This window comes from Chryseobacterium sp. C2(2020) (assembly GCF_014218915.1).
Classification (GTDB): Bacteria; Bacteroidota; Bacteroidia; order Flavobacteriales; family Weeksellaceae; genus Chryseobacterium; species Chryseobacterium mucoviscidosis.
Map to the genome: position 1 here is coordinate 36497 of NZ_JACLCT010000018.1, position 22674 is coordinate 59170.

General features: G+C 35.7%; 21 protein-coding genes and 1 tRNA gene. 16 read left to right on the forward strand and 6 right to left on the reverse strand.

The features are described from left to right. Positions 1–2: 2 nt before the first annotated feature. Positions 3–75 (forward strand) — tRNA-Met (locus H6W52_RS11755). Positions 76–191: 116 nt separating this feature from the next. Continuing rightward, positions 192–602, forward strand: a complete 411-nt coding sequence (locus tag H6W52_RS11760; protein WP_116098558.1) for a hypothetical protein — start codon at positions 192–194, stop codon at positions 600–602. A 73-nt stretch (positions 603–675) separates the two neighbouring features. Here the strand turns inward: H6W52_RS11760 and H6W52_RS11765 are convergent, their stop codons facing one another. After that, a complete protein-coding gene (locus H6W52_RS11765) occupies positions 676–882 on the reverse strand; it encodes a DUF2945 domain-containing protein (protein WP_108409756.1) in 207 nt (68 codons plus the stop codon). A 444-nt stretch (positions 883–1326) separates the two neighbouring features. Beyond that, positions 1327–1908, reverse strand: coding sequence for a hypothetical protein (locus H6W52_RS11770; protein ID WP_076389907.1), 582 nt, complete (start codon positions 1906–1908; stop codon positions 1327–1329). Between the two features lie 233 nt (positions 1909–2141). Between H6W52_RS11770 and H6W52_RS11775 the strand changes: the two genes are divergently transcribed. The 9 genes from H6W52_RS11775 to H6W52_RS11815 all read left to right on the forward strand — a co-directional run bounded on the left by H6W52_RS11775 (position 2142) and on the right by H6W52_RS11815 (position 11889). Continuing rightward, positions 2142–3566 (forward strand): TolC family protein, encoded by a 1425-nt coding sequence (locus tag H6W52_RS11775; protein WP_185144416.1) that lies wholly within the window; start codon positions 2142–2144, stop codon positions 3564–3566. A 5-nt stretch (positions 3567–3571) separates the two neighbouring features. Then, entirely contained in the window at positions 3572–4570 is a 999-nt protein-coding gene (locus H6W52_RS11780) for an HlyD family secretion protein (RefSeq protein ID WP_116098556.1), read from the forward strand. Positions 4571–4590: 20 nt separating this feature from the next. Further along, the gene (locus tag H6W52_RS11785; protein WP_116098555.1) at positions 4591–5757 is read left to right on the forward strand and encodes an ABC transporter permease; all 1167 of its coding nucleotides are present in this window, start codon (positions 4591–4593) and stop codon (positions 5755–5757) included. After that, entirely contained in the window at positions 5754–6926 is a 1173-nt protein-coding gene (locus H6W52_RS11790) for an ABC transporter permease (protein ID WP_116098554.1), read from the forward strand. Before H6W52_RS11785 ends, H6W52_RS11790 begins: the two co-directional genes overlap by 4 nt. Before the next feature lie 241 nt (positions 6927–7167). Then, the gene (locus H6W52_RS11795) at positions 7168–7533 is read left to right on the forward strand and encodes a BlaI/MecI/CopY family transcriptional regulator (RefSeq protein WP_076389915.1); all 366 of its coding nucleotides are present in this window, start codon (positions 7168–7170) and stop codon (positions 7531–7533) included. Positions 7534–7535: 2 nt separating this feature from the next. Further along, the gene (locus H6W52_RS11800; protein ID WP_116098553.1) at positions 7536–9401 is read left to right on the forward strand and encodes a M56 family metallopeptidase; all 1866 of its coding nucleotides are present in this window, start codon (positions 7536–7538) and stop codon (positions 9399–9401) included. A 70-nt stretch (positions 9402–9471) separates the two neighbouring features. Beyond that, the gene (locus H6W52_RS11805) at positions 9472–10374 is read left to right on the forward strand and encodes a GLPGLI family protein (RefSeq protein WP_116098582.1); all 903 of its coding nucleotides are present in this window, start codon (positions 9472–9474) and stop codon (positions 10372–10374) included. An 85-nt stretch (positions 10375–10459) separates the two neighbouring features. Further along, positions 10460–11020, forward strand: coding sequence for a sugar O-acetyltransferase (locus H6W52_RS11810; protein ID WP_116098552.1), 561 nt, complete (start codon positions 10460–10462; stop codon positions 11018–11020). Between the two features lie 26 nt (positions 11021–11046). Continuing rightward, entirely contained in the window at positions 11047–11889 is an 843-nt protein-coding gene (locus H6W52_RS11815; RefSeq protein WP_116098551.1) for a GLPGLI family protein, read from the forward strand. A gap of 59 nt (positions 11890–11948) precedes the next feature. Here H6W52_RS11815 and fsa read toward each other — a convergent pair whose 3' ends face one another. Then, a complete protein-coding gene (gene fsa, locus H6W52_RS11820) occupies positions 11949–12602 on the reverse strand; it encodes a fructose-6-phosphate aldolase (RefSeq protein WP_116098581.1) in 654 nt (217 codons plus the stop codon). 233 nt (positions 12603–12835) lie between these two features. Here fsa and H6W52_RS11825 point away from each other — a divergent pair, with 233 nt between their 5' ends. Continuing rightward, on the forward strand, positions 12836–13321 hold the full coding sequence (locus H6W52_RS11825; protein WP_116098550.1) for a YdeI/OmpD-associated family protein: 486 nt from the start codon (positions 12836–12838) through the stop codon (positions 13319–13321). 43 nt (positions 13322–13364) lie between these two features. On the opposite strand, the gene H6W52_RS11830 is transcribed toward H6W52_RS11825, so the two are convergent. Next, positions 13365–13928: a hypothetical protein gene (locus H6W52_RS11830; RefSeq protein ID WP_116098549.1), complete on the reverse strand. Its 564-nt coding sequence runs from the start codon at positions 13926–13928 to the stop codon at positions 13365–13367. Between the two features lie 184 nt (positions 13929–14112). Here H6W52_RS11830 and pepE point away from each other — a divergent pair, with 184 nt between their 5' ends. The 4 genes from pepE to H6W52_RS11850 all read left to right on the forward strand — a co-directional run bounded on the left by pepE (position 14113) and on the right by H6W52_RS11850 (position 18593). Next, on the forward strand, positions 14113–14805 hold the full coding sequence (gene pepE / locus H6W52_RS11835) for a dipeptidase PepE (RefSeq protein WP_116098548.1): 693 nt from the start codon (positions 14113–14115) through the stop codon (positions 14803–14805). Between the two features lie 371 nt (positions 14806–15176). Next, entirely contained in the window at positions 15177–16544 is a 1368-nt protein-coding gene (dacB, locus tag H6W52_RS11840) for a D-alanyl-D-alanine carboxypeptidase/D-alanyl-D-alanine-endopeptidase (RefSeq protein WP_116098546.1), read from the forward strand. A gap of 7 nt (positions 16545–16551) precedes the next feature. Then, complete coding sequence (locus H6W52_RS11845) at positions 16552–17706, forward strand: sensor histidine kinase (RefSeq protein ID WP_228457570.1); 1155 nt, start codon at positions 16552–16554, stop codon at positions 17704–17706. After that, positions 17706–18593 carry a hypothetical protein gene (locus H6W52_RS11850; protein WP_116098544.1) on the forward strand — a complete coding sequence of 296 codons (888 nt, stop codon included), beginning with the start codon at positions 17706–17708 and terminating at the stop codon, positions 18591–18593. The genes H6W52_RS11845 and H6W52_RS11850 overlap by 1 nt, the downstream gene beginning before the upstream one ends. Positions 18594–18618: 25 nt before the next feature. On the opposite strand, the gene H6W52_RS11855 is transcribed toward H6W52_RS11850, so the two are convergent. Further along, positions 18619–20475, reverse strand: a complete 1857-nt coding sequence (locus H6W52_RS11855) for a PDZ domain-containing protein (protein WP_087710516.1) — start codon at positions 20473–20475, stop codon at positions 18619–18621. A 167-nt stretch (positions 20476–20642) separates the two neighbouring features. Then, the gene (locus H6W52_RS11860) at positions 20643–22271 is read right to left on the reverse strand and encodes a M1 family metallopeptidase (RefSeq protein WP_116098543.1); all 1629 of its coding nucleotides are present in this window, start codon (positions 22269–22271) and stop codon (positions 20643–20645) included. Positions 22272–22674 lie beyond the last annotated feature (403 nt).

Sequence of the window (22674 nt, forward strand, 5' to 3'; positions counted from 1 at the left end):
ACCGCGGGATGGAGCAGTAGGTAGCTCGTCGGGCTCATAACCCGAAGGTCATCGGTTCGAGTCCGGTTCCCGCTACTATTTTAAAAGAGTATTGCAGATTTTTGCGATACTCTTTTTCATTTATGCGAGCCGGCAAATGCTTTTGTGGCTTAATTTGTGCAGGTATTGTGATACACTTAAATCATTATATTATGTATAAAAAAATTCTCGCAGGTTTGGGCGGAGCAATCGCATTGAACATTCTGCACGAAACCATCAGGAAAAATTTTGATAATGTCCCCGAAATCAATAAAGTGGGAGAAGAAGCGTTAAATAAAACTCTGGCGAAAGCTGATGCCGAAATTACAGATCATGATAAGCTGTATGCTGCAACCTTAGCCGGAGATATTATTGGCAACGGAATGTATTATGCAACTACTGCCACTACAGTTTTTAATATCGCTTCCGGATTGGCGATGGGAATCGGAGCCATTACACTTCCTCAAAAGATAGGTCTGGATGAAAATCCTGTTGCTGAAATTACCCAAAAGAAAGTAATGACGGTGGCTTATTATCTTTTCGGAGCCATTGTGACTAAATTTATTTACGATAAAATAAAATAATCTACTATAAAAATTTTAAAGCGGTTTCAAAGTTAAGGCAATGCTGAATTATACTTTTGAAACCGCTTATTTTTTACATTTTTTTCAGGGAAGAAGCTTTGTGAACGGCTGATTTTCCTGTTTTTTCGCTCATGACTTCGTATTGTGGTTCATCCTCTGTCGCTCTTCTCTGCTTATCCATAAATACAAAGTCTTTTTTATGAATTTTTGTAATCTTTCCGTGAGTTTCTCCGTTGCTGGAATTCCATCTCACCATGTCTCCTTTTTTTAATGTGCTCATTTTTGTTTGGATTTGGTTGTGATGTACAATTCACTTATTATGCCATATTTTAAAGTTTATAAGAGGAAGATTTGGCTGCGCTTATTTAAATCAGATAAGTCACATAAGTTTTGTGAGTTATTTAAAAATAAGGATCACATAATAGAAAATCAAAGATTTTCAAAAACTAATGTGTTCTTCTATGCTGTATGCCGATCAATAAGTTCTCATGTGACTTATGTGTTAAATTGAAATATTTCAAATTTTCAAAATAATAAAAGTCAGAGCTTTAAAAATTAATATGTTCTTCTATGCTTCATGCCGATCAAATAAAAACTCATGTGACTTATTTATTTAAATTAAAATTTACCTCCGAACCTAAAACTTTGGATTGTAAATTCATCATTAAACAAAAAAATCCCGCTTAAAAAAGCAGGATTCCGTATCATTTAATTAAAAAATAAATTATTGTGCTAACTGATTGAAAGGTGTAAGTGCATTATCATCTGCCATTGTCTGCCCGATAAAATCTTTCTTCTGATTTCCTTTCATTCTGTTGGCTGCATCATTTCCGTTAAAGAAAGACTCGCTTAGTTTTGTGGTGATTTCAGAAGGGTTAAACTCAAATTTTGTATCGCCGTCCACTCCAAGATATCCGTTCTTTCTTGTAAGATTAGTGATGTAGTTGTTATAGTTGATCAAAGTACCTCTGAACATATTATTGTGATATTCCATACACTTCTTCGCTTTTTTGGAAGAATTGTTCAGGATGCAGTTATTCATATTTCCTCTGTACAGTCTCCATTCAAGCTCTACTTTTCCGTATTCTTTTGCCAGAGCGGTTTTGCCGTTAGAAAGAATATTCGGATTGCTTTCTTTTTCACTGATCTCTTTTAAATGCTTGATCACTAATGGAACGGTATTTTCGATTTTAGTTTTAGCTTCACCTACCGCACTGAAATCTGCTGCAGGAGAACCTTTCTTTTGAGCGGTAGTAATGTTAAAAATAAGTAATAATAGTACAATTAATAAATTATATCTTTTCATGAGAAATTTTTAAAGCACTAAAATAAATATAATTTCCCGGTTTAGACAAATACATTTTAAATTTATTTAATAAAAATTAACAATTTTATAACGTAAGTGGTTCATTATTGTTAAAATGATGTTTTAAAACTTTTTATGAAAGTCATTTTTTATAATCATTCCCCAAAATTCTTATATATTTTTAATATCTTTAAGGTACACAACACATGATACTAAAATCACATTTTAAGGCTATGAATCATAAGATTGTTGCTTTTACTCTATTACTTACCACGAAGTTATTTTGTCAGCAGCTTACCTTACAGCAATGTATAGAAAAAGGAAAGCAGAATAATGTTGCTGTAAAACTGGCGGAACAGTCTTTGGAAACAAGGCAGAAAATAGCACAGTCCAGCAAAAACAATATTCTTCCCAAAGTCGATTTTCTTGGCGGATACAACTACATTGGAGAACCCATCAGAGTAAATCTTCAGCAGGTAAAAGACGGAATTGTGGAAGGTTCAGCCAGTCAGAGTGCCTATTCTGCCAATGCGGCTTATCAGCAGATCACAGGAAATCCGCTTCCGCAGCAGGTTCAGAATGTTATTTATCAGACTTCAAAAGACATCATCAGTGCGGTGTATCCCAATTACAATCCTGCCATTGCCAAACAGAGTTATTTTCTTGCCGGGATCCTTGTAAGACAGCCGATTTATCTCGGTGGAAAGCTGAATGCTTCCAGAGAACTTTCGAAACAGCAGGTGGAAAGCGGGAAAGCCAATCTGGAATCTATTCAGAATCTTAATTCTTACAATATTTCGCTCAACTATATTCAGATCATGTACCTTAATTCCATGATCAAAAAGCAGGAGAAAATGGCAGAAGCTCTGGAAAGCAATGAAAAGTATGCGCAAAATCTTCTGAAAGCAGAGATCATCCCGCCTTATCTTAAAAACTGGTCAGATATTGCCAAAATTCAGGGCGAAACTACTCTTAAGAATTTACGGCTTGAAAAGGAAAATACATTACTGACTTTAAAAGATCTGATGGGAATTCCTCTTGATGAACCTTTAGAAATTAATGAAGAATTAAATGAAAATATTGAAGTCACCAGTTTTGGTTCCTCAGATAAAAATACCGATCTGAAATTATTACAGAGTAAGAAAAAAGAAGCACAAACCACGAACGATATTACAAAATCTCTGTCTAAACCCAATATTTTTGCCATTGGAAATTACCAGTTTTTCAGAAATGATCTTCCTTTAATCACGCCGCCGTGGTTAGTGGGCGTAGAAGTTCAGTGGACACTTTTTGATCCTGAAAGAAGATCCAGAAATCAGGCTTCTGAATCTTTGGTGAAAGAGGCAGATCTTTTAATAGATCAGAAACAGAAATCGGTGGATCTTGCCGTCAGAATTTCTGAAAATAAACTCATCAGTTTTAAAGAGCAGAAAGAAACTTTGGATCTTGCGAGAAGACAGGCATATACTACCACAGAAATGGTGAGAAAAAGAATGGAAAACAGCCTTTCTTCCGTAAAAGATGTAAACGATGCTCTGCAGCTTCAGTATGAGGCAGAGAAATTGTATTACACATCTCTGGTGGCTTATCAGACGGTGGTGGCAACCTATTTTTATATTACAGGAAACGTCGAAAATATTACCAATTACATTCCCTAAACAAGATGAAAAATTTTATAAAAAATTACTGGGCAGTATGTATTCCAATTGTTGTATTAGTCATCGCGCTGATTTATCTTCTTCAGAACAAATCTTCCGAAAGCAGCAGCAAAGATGCGGTTATAGGAATGGTAGATGCTGAATTTGTGGACGTTTCGGCTTCACTTCCGGGTAGAGTTTTGGAGCTTTTGGTAAAGGAAGGCGATGATGTAAAGGAAGGACAGATTATTGCACAGATGAAAACCTCCGAGATCGAAAGCATACAGTCTCAGGTTTCAGAAGCGGTAAAAATTGCACAGAATCAACTGGATAAAGTGAATCGCGGAGTAGAACCGGAAGTGTTGAAATCAGCCGAGAATTTACAGCAGATTGCACAACAGCAGATGGATCTGATGTCTAAAACGTACAGCCGTTTTCAGAATTTATATGCAGAAGGAGTGGTTTCCGGACAGGAACGCGACGTCATTTATTTCAAATACAAAGCAGCCCAGAAAGAACTGGAAACCGCCAATCTTAATGTTCAGCTTTTGAAAAGAGGAAACAATGAAGAGCTTAAAAATTCGGCACAGTCAGTTTTAAATCAGGCAAAAAGCGCAGATGAACTTACGCAGGAAATAAAAGACAATGCTTCTATAAAAGCACCTGCTTCCGGAATAATTTCTACGGTAATTGCCAAAAAAGGAGAAATGGTAAATGCGGGTTATCCGATGATGACAATTCAGAAAGATCAGTCTTTTTTTGTCAAATTTAATCTCCACCAGAATCAGATGACGAAAATAAATAAAGGAAGTCTGGTAACCATGAAAATTCCCGGCTGTACGCCTGAAAAAGTTCAGGGAAGAGTGGCAGAACTGGCTCCGGCTTTAGGCTACGCAGACTGGGTTCCGGAAAAGCAGAACGGAGAATTTGAACTCAGAACATTTCAAATCAAAGTAAGACCGGAAAATGCAGGTTCCATCAAAGGACTTCGTTCAGGAATGACGGCACAGCTTATTTTTCAATAATTTAATTCACAAGAAGAACCTTGAAAACAATCAGCCAGATTATCATTCGGGAATGGAAACGGATTTTTTCGATTCCGAATTTCTATGTGGTTTTACTGGTCATTCCGCCCATAATATTTCTTTTTTACGGATTAATTTACCAGAAGCAGTTTGCAAAAGAACTTCCGATGGCAATTTGGGATGAAGACCAGTCTTCTGTTTCCAGACAGCTTACGGATATGATGGATCACAGCGATCTTATTCATATTACACAAAAAGTTTCAAGCAATGCAGAAATAGAAAAATTAATGAAAGAAGGAAAGATTTTCGGAGCCGTACATTTTCCTAAAAATCTGGAGTCGGATGTTAAAAAAAATCATCAGTCAAACATTACTTTGTATACCAACGGAGCGTATCTGGTTCCTGCAAAAATGATTTATAAAGGAGCCGCCGAAGTCATTATAAAAGGTGGTCTTGCCGTAGTTCTCCAGAAAGCGGAAAAGCAGGGAATGCCTGCTGAACAGGCAACAGCTTTGGTTCAGCCGATAAAACTGAATACCACAACGCTCTACAATCCGGATTTTAATTATCAGATGTATTTAACGCCCGGACTGATTACGGTTGGTCTTCAAATGGCTTTGGTCGTAGCTTCTGTTTTAATTTTAAATCTTGAATTTAAACGGAATACGGTTGATGAACTGTTAAAAATTTCTTCTTCATCGTCACAGATTATAGTCGGAAAAACGCTTGCACATCTTTGCATTTCATGGATTCTTTTTGTATTGGTCGCTTACATTGTATTTCCTGTTTTTGAACTGGGAAAACCGCAGACCGATTTCAATTTTTTCCTGATCTATACTTTAATGTCTTTAGCCTGCATCGGCATCGGAATGATGCTTTCTGCAATATCCAATAATCTGCTTTTCGTAACCGATGTGGCTTTGTTTTTTACTTCTCCAGCTTTTGTTTTCAGTGGTTTTACATTTCCGCGATGGGCAATGCCGTGGTACGATCAGTTTTATGCAGACATTATGCCTTATACGCACTTTCTGGATGGTTTTATTAAGCTTTATTTCATGGAGCTTCCATTATCATATGCCATGCCTGAGATTTTTAAACTGCTGATTTTTTCCGGAGTGACCTTTCCTTTAAGTATTGTGTTTTTTCAGAGAAAAATTAATAACTATCTTAAAGAAAAGAGCGTATGAAGGAGATTATTCAGATATTTAAAAGAGAGCTTCGGAATGTTTCGAAAGATTCGAGTCTGTTTCTGATTCTGCTTCTCGCTCCGATTCTGTACGCGTTCATGTACGGAAGTATTTATTTAAACAAAGGTGAAGAAAAGGTAAAACTGGCGTTAATTGATGATGACGGAACCTCCATTTCCAGAACATTGACGCAGCAGTTTAATTCCACTTCCATGATTGAAATCGTTCCGGCTTCAAATATTGCGGAAGGACAGGAAAAAATGTATCGGGGTGAAGTTCAGGGGTATTTTTATATTCAGTCTGGATTTGAGAGAAATATTTTATCGCAGAAACAGGCAAATGTGAATATGGTTCTCAATGCCTCTCGTTTTTTACCTTCCAGCGATTTACTCAGCACTGCGACCAAAGTATGTTTAACGGTTGGAGCAGGAGTGAGGAAAACGTACTTTAACAAACAGGGAATGGGAGAAGACGAATCCATGAAAATGACCAATCCCATCAATATGGATTACCGTCCGCTTTACAACGCAAGTATGACGTATGGAGGATTCCTGTTGCCCGGTTTATTGGCGATTATTCTTCAGCAGACACTTCTGATTGGCGTTGCGGCCGCTTTTACTTCAGAAAGAGAAGAAAATAAACTGCTGAATCTTTATGAAATTTCAAAACAGAGCATTTCTAAAATAATTTTTGGGAAAAGCATCCTTTACTTTTTTGCTTTTATGATTTTCGGATTGTTTTTCGCTGTAGTGAATTTCTCTGTTTTCGGGGTTGAAATTCGCGGAAACGCCATTGATCTTGCGGTAATTTTTGCGTTATTTATTTCTACAATTATCGTTTTCGGAATGTTGATCGGAAGTTTTTTTAAGACGAAACTGTTTGCATTTCAGGTTCTTGTATTTTCTTCTTATCCGATATTTCTGATTACGGGATATTCAATGCCGTATCAGGCGCTGCCGAAATTTGTTCAGTTTTTGTCTGATGCTTTGCCGACGTCGCCGTTTTTAAAGACCTTTATTTCTATTGTACAATCCGGAGGTTCGCTTTCAGATAATCTTCCGTCGGTCATTCATCTTATTATTTTATGGATCATTTTTGAAGGTCTTCTGATTCTGAGAATAAAATATCTGGTCAGTTCATCAGTAACAGAAAATAAAAGACAGGAGTGATCTTTATGATGGTTTGAGGATTTTTAAAACCAGGCAAATAATCATACCAAAATTTCTTTAACAAATTTTAATAAAATTTATTTATTTGATTATCAAATACTTATGTGTTTTAACCTTTTATCACTAAAAAAATAGTTGTTTGGATGGATTTTATTTCTACATTTGTATAACTAATTTCTTAGTGATATAAAATTTTCGTGAATATTTTTATGTCACGTTTAATGATAAAAATGAAAAGGATATGAAAATTCAGACTTTAACAAAAGCAGAAGAACAGGTGATGCAGTATTTATGGAAACTGGAAAAAGGATTTCTGAAAGACGTTCTTGATCTTTTCCCTGAACCGAAGCCTCACACCAATACCGTTTCTACCATTTTAAAAGTACTGAAAGAAAAAGAATTTGTAGACTATAATGTATACGGAAGACAGCATGAGTATTTTCCGTTGGTTTCCAAGGAGCAGTATTCCGGAAAAACCATTAAAAGTCTGGTGAAAAATTATTTCAAAGGATCTTACAAAAGTGCCGTTTCTTTTCTGGTCGAAAAAAATGAAATGACGGTGGAAGATCTTGAGATGCTGTTAAACGAACTTAAAAAGAAAAACTAACCATGGAAACTGTACTTCTCTATTTCGGAAAAGTTATTTTATGTTCCGGTGTAACGTTTCTGTATTATCAGTTGTCTTTAAAAGACAAGACGTTTCATCACTACAACAGATTTTATCTTTTGTCTGCGATGCTCATTTCTTTATTGCTTCCTTTAATAAAGGTTGAAGACTTTACCATTGAAGTAAGCAATGACTTGTATAAGTTGATAGATCAGGTACAGAATTTTAATACAATTAAAAACTCAAACAATGATTACATTTATTTTAGAATTATTTTTTCGGCTTTGGGACTTGTTTCTTTCTATTTTTTAGGAAGATTCGTCTATGGGATTTTCAGAATCCAAAAGCTTAAAAGTCAGTTTCAGAAAGAAAGTTTCGATGGGATTAATTTTTACCATACAAACTTATCCGAAGCTCCTTTTTCTTACTTTAAAAATCTTTTCTGGAAGAATTCCATCACGCTGAATTCTGATCTCGGGAAACAGATTTTGAAGCATGAAATGGTGCATATTGAACAGAAACACTCCTTCGATAAAATTTTTATTGAGATTATTACCTCTGTTTTCTGGTTCAATCCCTTTTTTCATCTCATCAAAAAAGAAATTAGTTTAATTCACGAATATCTGGCTGATAAAAAAGCCGTAAAACAATCGGACACCAAAGCATTTGCGCAGATGCTTTTAGCAAGCCACTTTTCCGGAAACCAGTTGCCTGCAACCAGTCCGTTTCTTAGTTCAAATCTAAAAAAACGATTAAAAATGTTACAAAAACCTAAAACCAAATTCGGGTATGCGCGTAGAATTTTTGCATTGCCGGTAGTATTTTCTGTTGCGTTTGCTTATTTGGTAAATGCTAAAAACCAAGAAATTAAAGCAACGAATATAGAAATTGAGAAAGCCGTTTCTCAGATTAAAAAAGGAGATCAAATTGTTATTAAAAAAGATACGATTACTCCAGATTCAAAAGATCGAATTGTCGTAAGTCCAAAAGTGTATAAAAAATCTGAAGACGACAAAAAAATAGCAGATTTAAGCAAAAAGATTCAGGAAAAAAGCCAGAATCTGAAGAATTTTAAGCCTGAAAGTGACGAGTACAACAAAAACCTCGAAGAAATCGGAAAACTATCCGGAGAAATCGGAAAAATTGCAAGCTCAAAAGATTTTCTGAAATCGGCAATGGTGATCCGAATGGACGGAAAGGATGTTAATATCAACGATTATTTTAAATCCAAAGAATGGAAAGATCAAATGAAAGAGCTGGAAGAACTTAATATTGAAATTCCTGATATTCCAGAAATGAATTTTGATTTTCCCGATGCACCTCCAAGTCCGCCCAATGCACCGAAAGCGCCAAACGCTCCAAAAGTAAAAGTATACTCTTTCCGTGATTCCAGAGACATGAAATGGTCGCCGGAATCTGAAAACAGCTTCAGTTTTTCCGAACCAAAAGTAAAAGAATCTGCGGCAATGGCTAAAAAAAGAGCAAAACTTGAGAAAGAAAGAGCAAAGCTGGAAGAAAAAAGAGCCAAATTAGAAGGCGAAAGAGCTAAACTGGAAGCAGAACGAAGAGCTTTGGACGGAAACAGAAAAGTGTACATTTATGGCAATACTTTCAGAGGTTTCCCTGATGAAAAAGTGTTCAGAATCCATGCAGACAATATTAAAATCGATAATAAAAATCAATCTGTTGTTGCTTCGGGCATCAAAAATCTAAACGGAGCAGGAGATATGAAGATCTATATTAACGGAAAAGAATCTACCAATGAAGAAATGCAGGCTCTGGATTCTAAAACCATTAAAAGAATGGATGTAAACAAAAGAAACATCGACGGAAAAATGCAGGGCGAAATCCGAATTCAGACTAAATAATCAAGTTTTTTAAACTCTGCTGATTATTTCAAAGCTAAATAACAGCAGAGTCTTTTTTAAAATGCAGCTTATGAAATATAAATTACTCCTCTTTTTATTGGCGGGAATTCTTGCCGATGCACAGATAAACCGTTTTTTCTATGATTACAAATTCATTCCCGATTCCAATAATAAGGAAGACGTGAAAAGCGAAATGATGTACCTTGATATTGATAAAAACGGTTCGAATTATTACAGCAGAACAAAATTTGTTGCCGATTCCACTTCCAGAGCAGAACTGGAAAAGCAGATCAAATCGTTTTCCGGAAATATCAGTGTTAACAGAAGAGAAAATCCGGGACAGGTTTCATTCAAAGTAACCAAAAGTTATCCCGATTTTAAAACATATCTTTTCAGAAGTGTTTCTTCGGATCAGTATAAAATCAGAGAAGATCAGAAACCAGAATGGAAAATTTTATCCGACAAGCAGAAAATCGGGGAATACAATACGCAGAAAGCAACCACAAGCTTTGGCGGAAGAGAATGGATTGCGTGGTTTTCTACGGATATTCCTTTTCAGGACGGACCTTATAAATTTTACGGTTTACCGGGACTGATTGTTAAAATTGAAGATACTACAGGTTCCCACATCATGACTTTGGTCGGAAATAAAAAAGTTGCCCAAGCTGCTGCTTCAGAAAAAGAACCGGAACTTCCGCAAAACATCAGGGTTTTCGGAATGGGCGGAAAAGAGCTTGAAGTAACGGAAGATCAGTTCAGAAAAGCGTGGAAAGATTATGTAAATGATCCTGCTAAAAACATGAGGGAAATGATGATGAGGAATACTGATAATTCTAAGATGACTTTTAAAGTAAAAACTTCAGACGGAAAAGAAATCTCAGATCCTAATCAGGTTTTCAGGGAAATGGAAAAGAGAACAAAAGAATCTCTGGCAAAATATAACAATCCTATTGAGCCGGATCTGGTAAAATAATAGGTTAAATATTTCTTAAAACAGGGCAAAAGTAATTTTTGCCCTGTTTTGTTTTTATTATCTTTAGAACTGCAAATCATAAAATATGACGGAAAAGGAAAAATGTGCAAAAGGACTTTTGTATAATGCCAATTACGATCAGGAACTTATTGAAGAAAGAATTAAAGTGAAAGATCTTTGTCAGGAATACAACCTCCTGAAAAATTCTGATGCTGAAGGAAGAGCGGCACTGCTTAGAAAGATTTTAGGCAAAACAAAACAGAATATCTGCATAGAACCCAGTTTCTGGTGCGATTACGGATACAATATTGAAGTGGGAGAGAATTTCTATTCGAATCATAATCTGGTAATTCTGGATTGTGCGAAAGTAACTTTCGGAGATCATGTTTTTGTTGGTCCCAACTGTAGTTTTTATACCGCAAATCATCCCATAGATTTTAAACAAAGAAACGAAGGTCTTGAATCTGCTCATCCCATTACAGTAGGAGATAACGTCTGGTTCGGAGGAAATGTAGTGGTTCTTCCCGGAATTTCTATCGGCAATAACTCGGTGATAGGAGCGGGAAGTGTCGTAACCAAAGACATTCCGGACAATGTGGTTGCAGTGGGAAATCCTTGTAAAGTGGTGAAGAATATAATGAATTAAAAATTTAAACTAAATAAAAAATATTAATGAAGAAGATCATTATTGCGTTTGCGTTGCTATTGGGAATGTTCTTTAATGCTCAAAATAAACGTTTTGTTTATGAGTACAGATTTGTTTCAGATTCTACAAAAAAAGATGTATCGATCACAGAATCCATATACCTTGATGTTTCTAAAAAAGGTTCGAAATTTTACAGCAGAGACAAATATATTTCAGATTCGTTGATCGAGGCTCAGTCGAAACATCAGAACGGAGATTTTTCTAAAATTAATTTCGGAATGGTTCCTTATGTTGTTCAAAAATCTTATCCCGACTATAATATTTTGTTTTTCAATCGTCTGGATATGGATGAGTACAAAGTTTCCGATGACAGGAAAATGGAATGGAAAATTTTACCGGAAAAAGAAAAAGTGGGTGAATTTAATGCACAAAAAGCAACCACGGATTTCGCCGGAAGAAAATGGACGGCTTGGTTTGTTGCCGATATTCCGATTCAGGACGGGCCGTATAAATTTCATGGATTACCGGGATTAATTGTAAAGCTGGAAGATCAAACGAACTCTCATTCTTATGTTTTAAAGGAAATTATAGATTTAAAAGATCGGGAATGGAAAAGTCAGGAAGAAAATCACAGATTCGGAGCATTGGTTCCTTTAAATCAGGAAAAATATAAAAAACAGTTTCTGGATTACCGGATCAATCCTACAAAAGGAATACGGCAGATGCTTTCAAGCGGAACTAAAATCATGATGACCGACGAAAAAGGTAATAAGCTGGATGTGGAAGACATGATTCGAGAGCGTGAGAGAAAAGTGAAAGAAGACAATGCAAAAGACAATAATCTTCTGGAACTGGATTTACTGAAATAATAATTACGGCGCGGAAACGAAGTTTCCGCGCCGTAATTATTATGAAATATAAAGATATATTAAGATAATTTTTGAGAATCTGCAACAAACTGCGCCAATCCGCTGTCTGTTAAAGGATGTTTCAGTAAACTCAAGATCGGAGGAAGCGGTGAAGTAATTACATCTGCTCCGATTTTAGCACAGTCGATAATGTGCATCGAATGACGGATAGAAGCTGCTAAAATTTCAGTTTCATACATATAATTATCAAAAATCAATCTGATTTCCTGAATCAGATTTAATCCGTCAGTTGAAATATCATCCAGTCTTCCCAGGAAAGGAGAAACATAAGTTGCACCCGCTTTTGCAGCCAAAAGGGCCTGTCCCGGAGAGAAAATCAACGTACAGTTCGTTTTAATTCCTTTATCTGAAAAATATTTTAACGCTTTGATTCCGTCTTTGATCATCGGAATTTTCACCACGATATTCGGGTGGATTGCTGCCAATTCGTCCCCTTCTTTAATCATTTCTTCATACGTTGTAGAAAGTACTTCCGCAGAAATATCTCCGTCTACAATTTCGCAGATGGTTTTGTAATGATTTTTAATTGCTTCAGCTCCCTGAATTCCTTCTTTTGCCATTAAAGACGGGTTGGTTGTTACCCCATCAAGAATTCCAAGATCTTTAGCTTCCTTTATTTGCTCTAAATTAGCAGTGTCAATAAAAAATTTCATTTGTTTTACAGATTTATTTTTTACAAAGATAATCATTCCTTTTTGAGTGGAAAATTAATTAAAGATGAGATTCTGCATTCAGGAAGAGTTTCTGTTTAATCAAAAGTTAAATAATAGAGAAATACAATTCCCCTCTTTCGGAGGGGTGGCAAAAAATCAAAAAATTTTTGATGGGGTGGTTAAAGATTTACAGTTTTAAAATAATCACTAATTTAGTTAGCAATAAAGTAGTAATGAAAAATCATTTCACCGCGAAACTCGAAATTATCGGAATTAATCCGTTTGTTTTTCTTCCTGAAGAAATTCTTGCCGCCGTATTGGAAAATTCAGGCAAAAATAAAAGTCCGATTCCCGTAAAAGGAACAGTGAACGGCAAAGAATTTAAGCAGAATTTAATGAAATACAAAGGAGAGTGGCGTCTTTATATCAATATGATGATGCTGAAAGATTCACCGAAAAGAATTGGCGAAACGGTAGATGTTTTTATTGAATATGATAATTCCGAGAGAAAAATTTCTATGCATCCTGACTTGGAGAAAGCCATCAGCGAAAATCCTGTTGCTTTAAGAAACTTTGAAAATTTAACCTCTTCAAGAAAATCAGAGCTGATAAAATATATCAATCATCTGAAAACTGAAAAAAGCATCCAGAGAAAAATTCAGAAAATCATTCAGCATCTGAAAGGAGAAACAGACTTTTTCGGCAGGAAAATTTATTAAAAAGAAAAAAGATCCGAAGAAATTGTCTTCGGATCTTTCACAACTATGAATTTAAAGCTTTGCTTAACTTTACAGCATCCTGATTGGTAGGATCGTACTGTAAAGATTTGGCAATATGCTCCTTTGCTTTATCAGGATTGCTCTGCTGTTCAGAGAACGCTACGTAAAAATAAGCGTATGCCAGATTTTTCTTATTCTGTTCCACCTCTTCAGGTTTTACCGTTGCAATATACTTTTCATAAGCTAGTTTTGCATTGGCATCGTCTTTCGCAGACTGATAGGCATAAGCCTGACTATAATAAGATGGCGCCCAATCCGGTACTAAAGCCGAAATCTTTTTCCATGTATCAATTGCGTTTGTCCAGTCTGAAGCATCCTGATACGCTCCGGCTAATTTTGCCAAAGCTTCGGTATCTTTCGGGTTGGCTTCGATCTGTTTTTTTAGACCGTCAATCGTTGGATTTCCTATCGACTGAGCGGTTGTTGTGGTTGTTTTTGCAGCAGTTGTACTGTCTGTCTGTGTCGTCTGCGCATTTACAAAACTTGCGGTTCCTATAAACATCAAACCTAAAAACAGGTTTTGGATATTACTTTTAATCATTTTCATAATCTTACATTTTTCAAGTTGATAATTAAAGTTCAATTATAATTCCATAAACGATTAAATTTTAGAACCTTTAAACTTTTTTGCAAAATATTAACGGGATTCTATGTTTTTTTATCATTATTTTTGATTCGCTGCAGATTCGGTTATCTTTGTAACACAACGATTATAAGACAAATTATCCGTTATGAATATCATTTTGGCATCAACTTCCACACTCTTTGGTGGAGCATATCTGGAATATCTGAGAGAAGAATTAATCAAATTATATGATGGAATCGACGAAATCATTTTCGTGCCTTTCGCAAGACCGGGCGGAATTTCTCATGACGATTATACAGCAAAAGCACGTTCTTTTTTTGAAACCATAAATATTAAAGTGAAAGGTCTTCATGAATTTGAGGATAAAACACAAGCCATAAACAGCTCGAAAGCATTTTTTACAGGAGGCGGAAATACTTTTTTACTGGTAAAAACCTTACATGAAGAAGACTTGATGAATGTTTTGAAAGAAAATGTTGAAAGCGGAAAACCTTATCTGGGATGCAGCGCAGGAAGCAATATCGGCGGACAGAATATGAAAACAACGAACGATATGCCGATTGTATATCCTCCAAGTTTTGATTGTATGGGGTTGGTTCCGTTCAATATCAATCCGCATTATCTTGATCCGAATCCTGAACTTAAACATAATGGTGAAACCAGAGAAACCAGAATCAAAGAATTTTTAACGCAGAATGATCTAAAAGTTGTCGGACTTCGTGAAGGAAACTGGATCAGAAGAATGAGCGATAAAATTACCGTTGAAGGAACCGAACTCACGAGAATTTTTGAGAAAGGGAAGGAACCTTATGAAATCGAACCCGGAACTGAACTGTAAATTTTATTTTAATTATATTTGAATTGAAGAATTTGATTTTGAATTCATATGTAAATGAAATCAGATGTTTCGCAGGTTTAGCATGATATTTCTAATACTAACTGTTTTATTTCAATAGTTTATTTGTAGCAGTGTCATGCTGAGCTTGTCGAAGCACATCAATAAAGCGATCAAAAGAATAAAAATCAAAGCTTTTTAAAAACTATGGTGAGCTTTTTCATTTATAATGATCAGCTTTAAATAAAAGTTTAGTTCTTCTTTTGTGACTTTTGCGGTTAAATAAAAGTTTAGACAGACTTAAAAACATGCTGAAAAAATAAAGCAGATTCTTCATTTCTAAAAAGACAATAAAAAGTTTATAAAAAAACGCAATGAAAAAAACATTGGCTGTTCTTACATTATCCACGCAGATTATTTTTGCCCAAAATATTACTCAGAAACTGGATGAGGCAACCAAAAACCTGATGAATTCTTCAGGGGCAATTTCATCTAACTTATCATTTTATGTTTCCGATGAAAACGGAAATTTTATTTACGAATATCAGGGAAATAAAGGACTTTCCACAGCTTCTACGCAGAAAATATTTACTGCCGGAGCAGCTTTGGAGGCTTTAGGAAAGAACTACACCTATAAGACTACTTCATCATATTCCGGAAATATTTCTGGTGGAAACCTGAACGGAAATCTTTTCATCAGTTCAACCGGAGATCCCACATTGGGAAGCTGGAGATATGAAGCTTATAAACCCGAAGTTTTTAAGCAGAAATTAATCGATGCTGTAAAAAAGTCCGGGATTAAAAAAATTTCAGGAGATCTTGTGATCGACGATTCTTACTTTGATCATCAGACGATTCCGGGAGGATGGCCATGGAATGATCTTGGAAATTATTACGGAGCAGGAGTTTGGGGGATCAACTGGCGCGAAAATCAGTTCGATATCAATATCAACGGAAATGAATTCAAAAGCTTCTCTTATCCGCTTGAAGGAGTTAACTGGCTGAATGATCTTAAAGTGGGCGGAAATTCAGATCAGAGTCTGATTTTTACAGCGCCGCATTCTGATGTTGCACTGATTAACGGAACTTTACCCGCCAAAACGGTTACGGTTTCCGGTTCGGTTCCCAATCCGCCTTTGCAGCTTGGAGCGGAAGTGAAACAATGGCTGAAAGATTCGGGAATTGATTTTTCGGGGAAAGTGGTTACCAATTCCCAACTGGAAATTGAAGGAAAAAAAGCATTGCAGGCTCCGAAAAATAATATTATTCTTACCTATGAATCGCCGACTTTGGATAAAATTATTTACTGGTTTCTGAGAAAAAGTATCAATTTTTATGGTGAAACTTTAATAAAAACGTTAGGAAAAGAGAAAAAAGGCGATCCAAGTTTTAAAAGCGGAGTGGCTTATTTAAAAGAATTCTGGAAATCAAAGGGAATCAATCCGAATATGATTAATTTTGCCGACGGAAGCGGACTTTCTCCGCAAAATTATGTTGCGGCAAAAGCAGAAGTTCAGGCTTTGCTGTACGCCAGAAAACAGCCTTGGTTTGAATCTTATTATGATGGTTTTCCAACGCATGACGGCATGAAAATGAAAAGCGGAACGATGAGCGATACCAAATCTTATGCAGGATATCACACCTCAAAAGACGGAAAAAAATATGTTTTCTCCATTATCATCAACAATTATGAAGGGAGCGGAAGTACAGAACTGCAGAAAATCCTGAATGTTTTAAAATAAATTTGCCTTGAAGAAATCCATATTTGCAAGACTTAACAACTGGATTATTTTTACGCTGATGACGATTGTTGTCTTAACGATTGTTATTGCTTCTACGATCCTTTTTAATTTCCTCCGAAAAGAAGAAGTAAAAAGGGTAGATATTTTAGTAACTGCGCTGAAATTTCAGCAGGAAGTGAAGGTTCCGAGTCTGGAAATTCAGGCATTGCTGCTGCAGATTTACAGTTCTAATACCACGATTCCGGTGATTATTCTCGATAAGGACGGACAGATTATCGAGCATAAAAATATTCCGCAGGATATTGAAAATAATTCTGCTGAAATTGTTACCTTGGCTAACAAAATGGCTAAAAATTATCCGCCGATCGAAATAAAAGTTCCCAATGCAAACAATCAGTTTGTATACTATGATAATTCCGAACTGCTGAATAATCTTCGGTATTCTCCTTATATTTTAGGGTTTTTCATTCTGTGTTATTTTCTTTTTTCATTCTGGTTTTTACGGACAATTAAAAAAACGGACGAAAGCTATCTTTGGGCAGGTCTGGCTAAAGAAACGGCACACCAGATCGGAACTCCATTATCTTCGATGATCGGCTGGATGGAAATTATGAAGCTGGATACTCCGGATTCCGAAGGCGTTCATGAAATTGAAAAAGATATCGAAAGATTAAGAACTATTTCGGAGAGGTTTTCTAAGATCGGTTCTGTTCCGGAACTGAATGATAAAGATTTCAACGCGACCATTCAGGAAAATTACGATTATCTGAAAACAAGAATTTCAAGAAAGATCAATTTCGGACTTCACCTTCCCAATTACACGATTTTGGTTCCCCATAATAAAATCCTGATGAGCTGGGTGATTGAAAATCTGGTAAAAAATGCAGTGGATGCGATGAAAGGAGAGGGCTCTATTTCTATGTCGGTTCTGGAAAGAAACAAAAATATTGTTGTTGAAGTTCAGGATACGGGAAGCGGAATGACGAAACAACAGGCAAGAAATGCTTTTAAACCTGGTTATTCCACCAAAAAACGAGGTTGGGGACTGGGATTGTCTCTTGCAAAAAGAGTGATTCAGGAGTATCACAACGGAGATATTAAAATTTCTCAGACGGAAATAGGAAAGGGAACGACTTTTAGGATTACGATTAAGAAAGAATAATGAAAAGAATAATTGTTATATTATTGATTTTAACATTTAATAGTTTCGATTCACAAATCAGAAAGGAAATTTCAATTCTTACTGACAGCATGAATAGTATTTTTGAGAAACTTCCCTATGACCATTTTTCAGAAGAGGATATTAAGCAAATTGATCTGCTTCAAAAGCTGAGACAAAAGTTTCGGTTGGAAGTAAATGATAATGAACTTGTATACATTTATAAAAATGAATTTACACCAAAAGTTAAAGATGAAGCTTTAACAGAAATTTATAAAAGAAAAAATATAGATAAAATTAAACTTTTCAAGGAAACTGTTCACTTGAAGGATACTTTAAAATTGTCTGAATATGATACTTATTTAATACAAGGTATTTTTTTTGATGCAATTACAGAAAATGATTATAAAATAACTAATTATTTAACAGATTATATTTTTAGTGCTGAACCATTAAATATCCCATTAATAGAAGATATAACGCATAGAATACCTAAAAACAAAATCTATTACGAGAAAGCTAAAAAAGTTGCTGTTGAAAATAATGCTAAATATCTTTTAAGTTATGTTGCAGAATTTAAAAATGAGAATGATATTGAACTGATTAAAAGCTATGGATCAGATTCTTATTTTGCGATTCAAAAATTTCCTTCTGAAGAATTTTTACCGTTTTTGGAATTAATGGCTGAAAAAGACAGTAAAAAATATGAATATTTAGCTACTGTTGCTAGCTTTTGTAAAAACAAAAAATCAGCTCAATTAATTGATAAAGTCTTCAAGGTATTAAACAGAGATAATTCTAACGTCAATTTATTTGAGCATTTTTTATCTGAGGTTAATAAATGTCCTATGCATAAAAAAAGCGGAGAAAATTCCCCGCTTGATTACTAAGTCCTAATTTTAATCTTAGCTGCATTTATTTTTTTCCGGTTAACCACTGATCCTGTAATTTTTGTTCAGCGGCTGTTGGATTAGATTTAAACTGAAGCGTTTCGATCGTCATTTTATCAAGAATTGCTTTTCCTTTAAGATCGATTTTCTCTGTTTTGTCACCATTCTTTCTTAAAACGGTTACCGTTACATTTTGTCCTTCCTTCACAGATTTGGCATATTCTACAAAAGACTGGATATTCTGAACATTGATGGTTTTTCCGTCGAGAGCAACGATTTTATCAGTGATTTTAAATCCGATGCTTTTTGAAAAAGGAGACAGAGCAGAACTTTCGTCGAATACAAATGCATTGTCCTTATCATCAAAACCGGTCTGTTGAGGATCTTTAATGAACCAGAAAATTGGCGGAGTTTCCTGTTTTTTTGCTTCTACACCAACAAGACTCAGATATTGTGCATAAGGCGTCGGCTGATCTCCTGCGATGTATTTATTGTAAAAGTCTTTTACCTGAGGATACCCTGTAACCGTTACCAGTTCGTCAATCAGTTTATCGTCTTTAAACGGTTTGTTTTCTCCAAATCGCTGAGACAGTTTTCTGATCATGTCACGATAGCCCATTTCTCCGTTGGACAGCTTTCTCAGTTCGATATCCAGACACATCGCAAGAAGCGCTCCTTTTTCGTAAACGTTTCTGTATTGGTCTTTGTATTCGTCTTTAAGAACATTTTTACTCATTACCGTAAAAGGCATGGTATCATTATAGTTCTTGGAGTTGGCGATTTTTTCGCTCATTCTCTGAAGGAATTCATCTTTTGTGATCAGACCTTCCTGAATCTGGAATAAATTTGCAAAATACTCCGTTCCGCCTTCATACATCCATAAATGCTGAGACATTTTCGGATCTGCATAATCGAAATAATGAATTTCTTCCGAATGCGTTTTCAGAGGATTTACCGTATGGAAAAACTCGTGAGAAACAACGTCTGTAATGGTTTTATCAATCGCATCTTTTGGCATCATTTCAGGCAGGACAACACTTGTGGATTCGTGGTGTTCCAAAGCTCCGAAACCTTTGATATGCGGTTCTTCCATCCCTGAAAGATAAAGCATGATCGCATATTTTTTGTTGGTGTTCATATCACCTAAGAATTTCTTCTGTGCAATCACCGTTTTCTCAAGATTTTCTTTGAAATCAGCGGCTTTGTATTTTCCTGTCGGAGAATAAACGCCCAATACAAGATCCATTCCTCCCGCATTGAACGTCACATAATCCGGTTTTGTGTACATTAATGGAGAATCGGTCACTTTTGCGTAATTGGCTAAAGTATAGGTATCTGTAGATTCAGATTTATCCTGATCTACCAAAGCAGTTGTTCCGTAGAAATCTGTTGGTTTCTGGATAATTAACTGATAAGGAACGTCCTGCATATTATCAATATATCCTACAAATCCGTGGGTATTGATCAGATAAACTTTTCCGGTTTCGATATCTGTTCCTGAAGGTGAAAATACTGCTTTGTGTTTGGAATCGTCCATTTCTTCATCAAAACTGTCATTCACAAGATAAGTTACTTTGCTTAAATTCTGAGCGTTTTTCAGAGCGTAAGTGTTGTCATTTACTTTTGTGAAAGCAATCTCTTTTCCTTTGTTATCTAAAAATTTAATTCCTTCCACGAATCTTCCGTAATCGTCTACAGAATAAGTTCCCGGAACCGTTTTAGGAAAATGAAACTTCACGTCACCAGATTTCATTTTTGGAAATTCCATCGTTACGGCAACCTTATCGTCTTTTACATTTACCAGATCTATCGTAGTTTTTATAGACTGTGCATTTACAAAAAACGCAGCCAGTAATCCTAAACTTAGTGCTATTTTTTTCATTGAGTTCAAATTATATCTAAGTAGTTGATGAAAAATTGATTTTGTTACTTTAAAAGTTTTAAATTTTTGTTAAAATTTACAGAGAGTAATTAATTTAATACTAATTCCTGAATAAATGAAACAAAAAAGCAAAACCGAAGAACGATTTTGCCTGTATTATTAAGATTTTACTGTACCTTTTTATAATCGATATAATAATTTTCGTTAAACTGTACCGGAGTTCCTTTTTTTAGTTTTACAGTCTGCCACTGTTCGGTTGGATTTATGGTTATTCCGTCAATAATAATAGGAAGTTTTAAATTCTTTACAACGTTTGTGTAGCGGAATTTCAGTTCTTCGCCTTTCTGAGAATATTCCAGTGTCGGAATTTTTGTGGTTCTCAGATATTGATTGAAAACACTCGAAAAATCGATTCCGGATTTCTTTGAAATGTAATTTTCGATCTGTTCGGTGGTAACCGTCTGATGATAAAAATCTTTATTGATTCCTCTTAAAATTTCTCTGAATTTCGCATCGTTATTGATGATCTGACGAATTGTGTGAAGCATACTTGCTCCTTTTGGGTACATATCGCCGCTTCCTTCATTTCTTACGCCGTATTTTCCGATAATCGGAACATCATTCTGAATACCATTGCGGATTCCCTGTGCATAAATATCCGCAGATTTTTTGTCCATATATTTTTCGGTGAACAAGACTTCGGAGTACATCGTGAAACCTTCGTGTACCCACATATCTGCCTGATCTTTTGCTGTGATATTATTCGCAAACCACTCGTGTCCGCTCTCGTGAACAATGATGTAATCCCAGTTTAATCCAACTCCCGTTCCGGAAAGATCCTGCCCCAGATAACCGTTTTGGTAAGCATTTCCGTACGCAACGTTACTTTGGTGCTCCATTCCCAAATAAGGGGAATCTACAAGCTTGTAAGAATCTTCATAGAAAGGATAGGGTCCAAACCAGTATTCAAAGGCTAAAAGCATGGGTTTTACCTGCTGAAACTGTTTTTTTGCTTTGTCTAAATTATAATCGATTACCCAGTAATCCAGATCCAGTTTCCCTTTTTCTCCGTTGAAAGTATCTTTGAAGTTCACATATTTTCCAATATTCGGAATGATAGAGTAGGCGTTAATCGGATTTTTAACTTCCCATGTGTAAGCCATTTTATCACCTTCTGCTTTTTTGCTGATTAATCTTCCGTTTCCAACCCCCACTAAATCTTTGGGAGTAATAATTTTCATCACAACTCCATTGTCAGGTTCATCGTCCCAGATATCTTTGGTAGGAAGCCAGATGGAAGCTCCGATTCCTTCATCGGCAACGCTCATCCACGGATTTCCATTTTCATCTTTTGTGAAAACCCAGCCTCCATCCCAAGGTGCTCGTTTTGCAATGGTTGGATTTCCGGAATAGGTGACGTCAATAGTATATTTTTCACCTTTTTTAAAGCTTTTATTGGTTTTGATCCAAATAAAATCGCCGTCCTGTTTATATTCTGCAACCGGAAAGCTGGCTTCCACTTTGTCCGCTTTCATTGGCTGCTGCAGATCAATCTGAAACGTAGGGTTTGTAACGTCTTTAATGATCTCAAAACTGATCTTGTTGTTTCCTTTAATACTTTTCGTGGCAAAATCCGGCTCTACGGAAAGGTCATATTTTTTGACGTCCCAAAAGTTTCGGAATTGTGTATTGGAACCTTTTAAGGTATCCTGTTTCGTAAAAACCTTATCTTTTTCGAAAAACTGTCCGAAAGAAAGACTTGCCGCAAACAAAAGCGTATATGAAAGTTTTTTCATCTGAATTAAATTATAATCGCTAAAATAGAAATTTAATAGACGTAAAATTCAGCTTATCTAAATTATTACGATCTTTTTAATTAGACGAAAGAAGTAAAAATTTGTTACATTCTTTGTCGTTATCATTTCGTAATCAATGGTTTCCCAAGTAAAATTCCCCTCCTTTGGAGGGGTGTCAAAAATTCTTCAGAATTTTTGACGGGGTGGTTAAAAAAACACAATCCGCAAAAGACTTATTATCAATATTTTCAGAAACAATTCTTTTCCACACAAAAACCCTAGCCGCGATTGCAGCAATTGTCTGAGCTCATTTCTTTGGATTCGGCGCGGCGGAGCCGCGCCGAATCCAAAGAAATAGCGAGTGCGGAAAGCGCGATAAAGCTCCTTAAAAAGAGAAATCCCG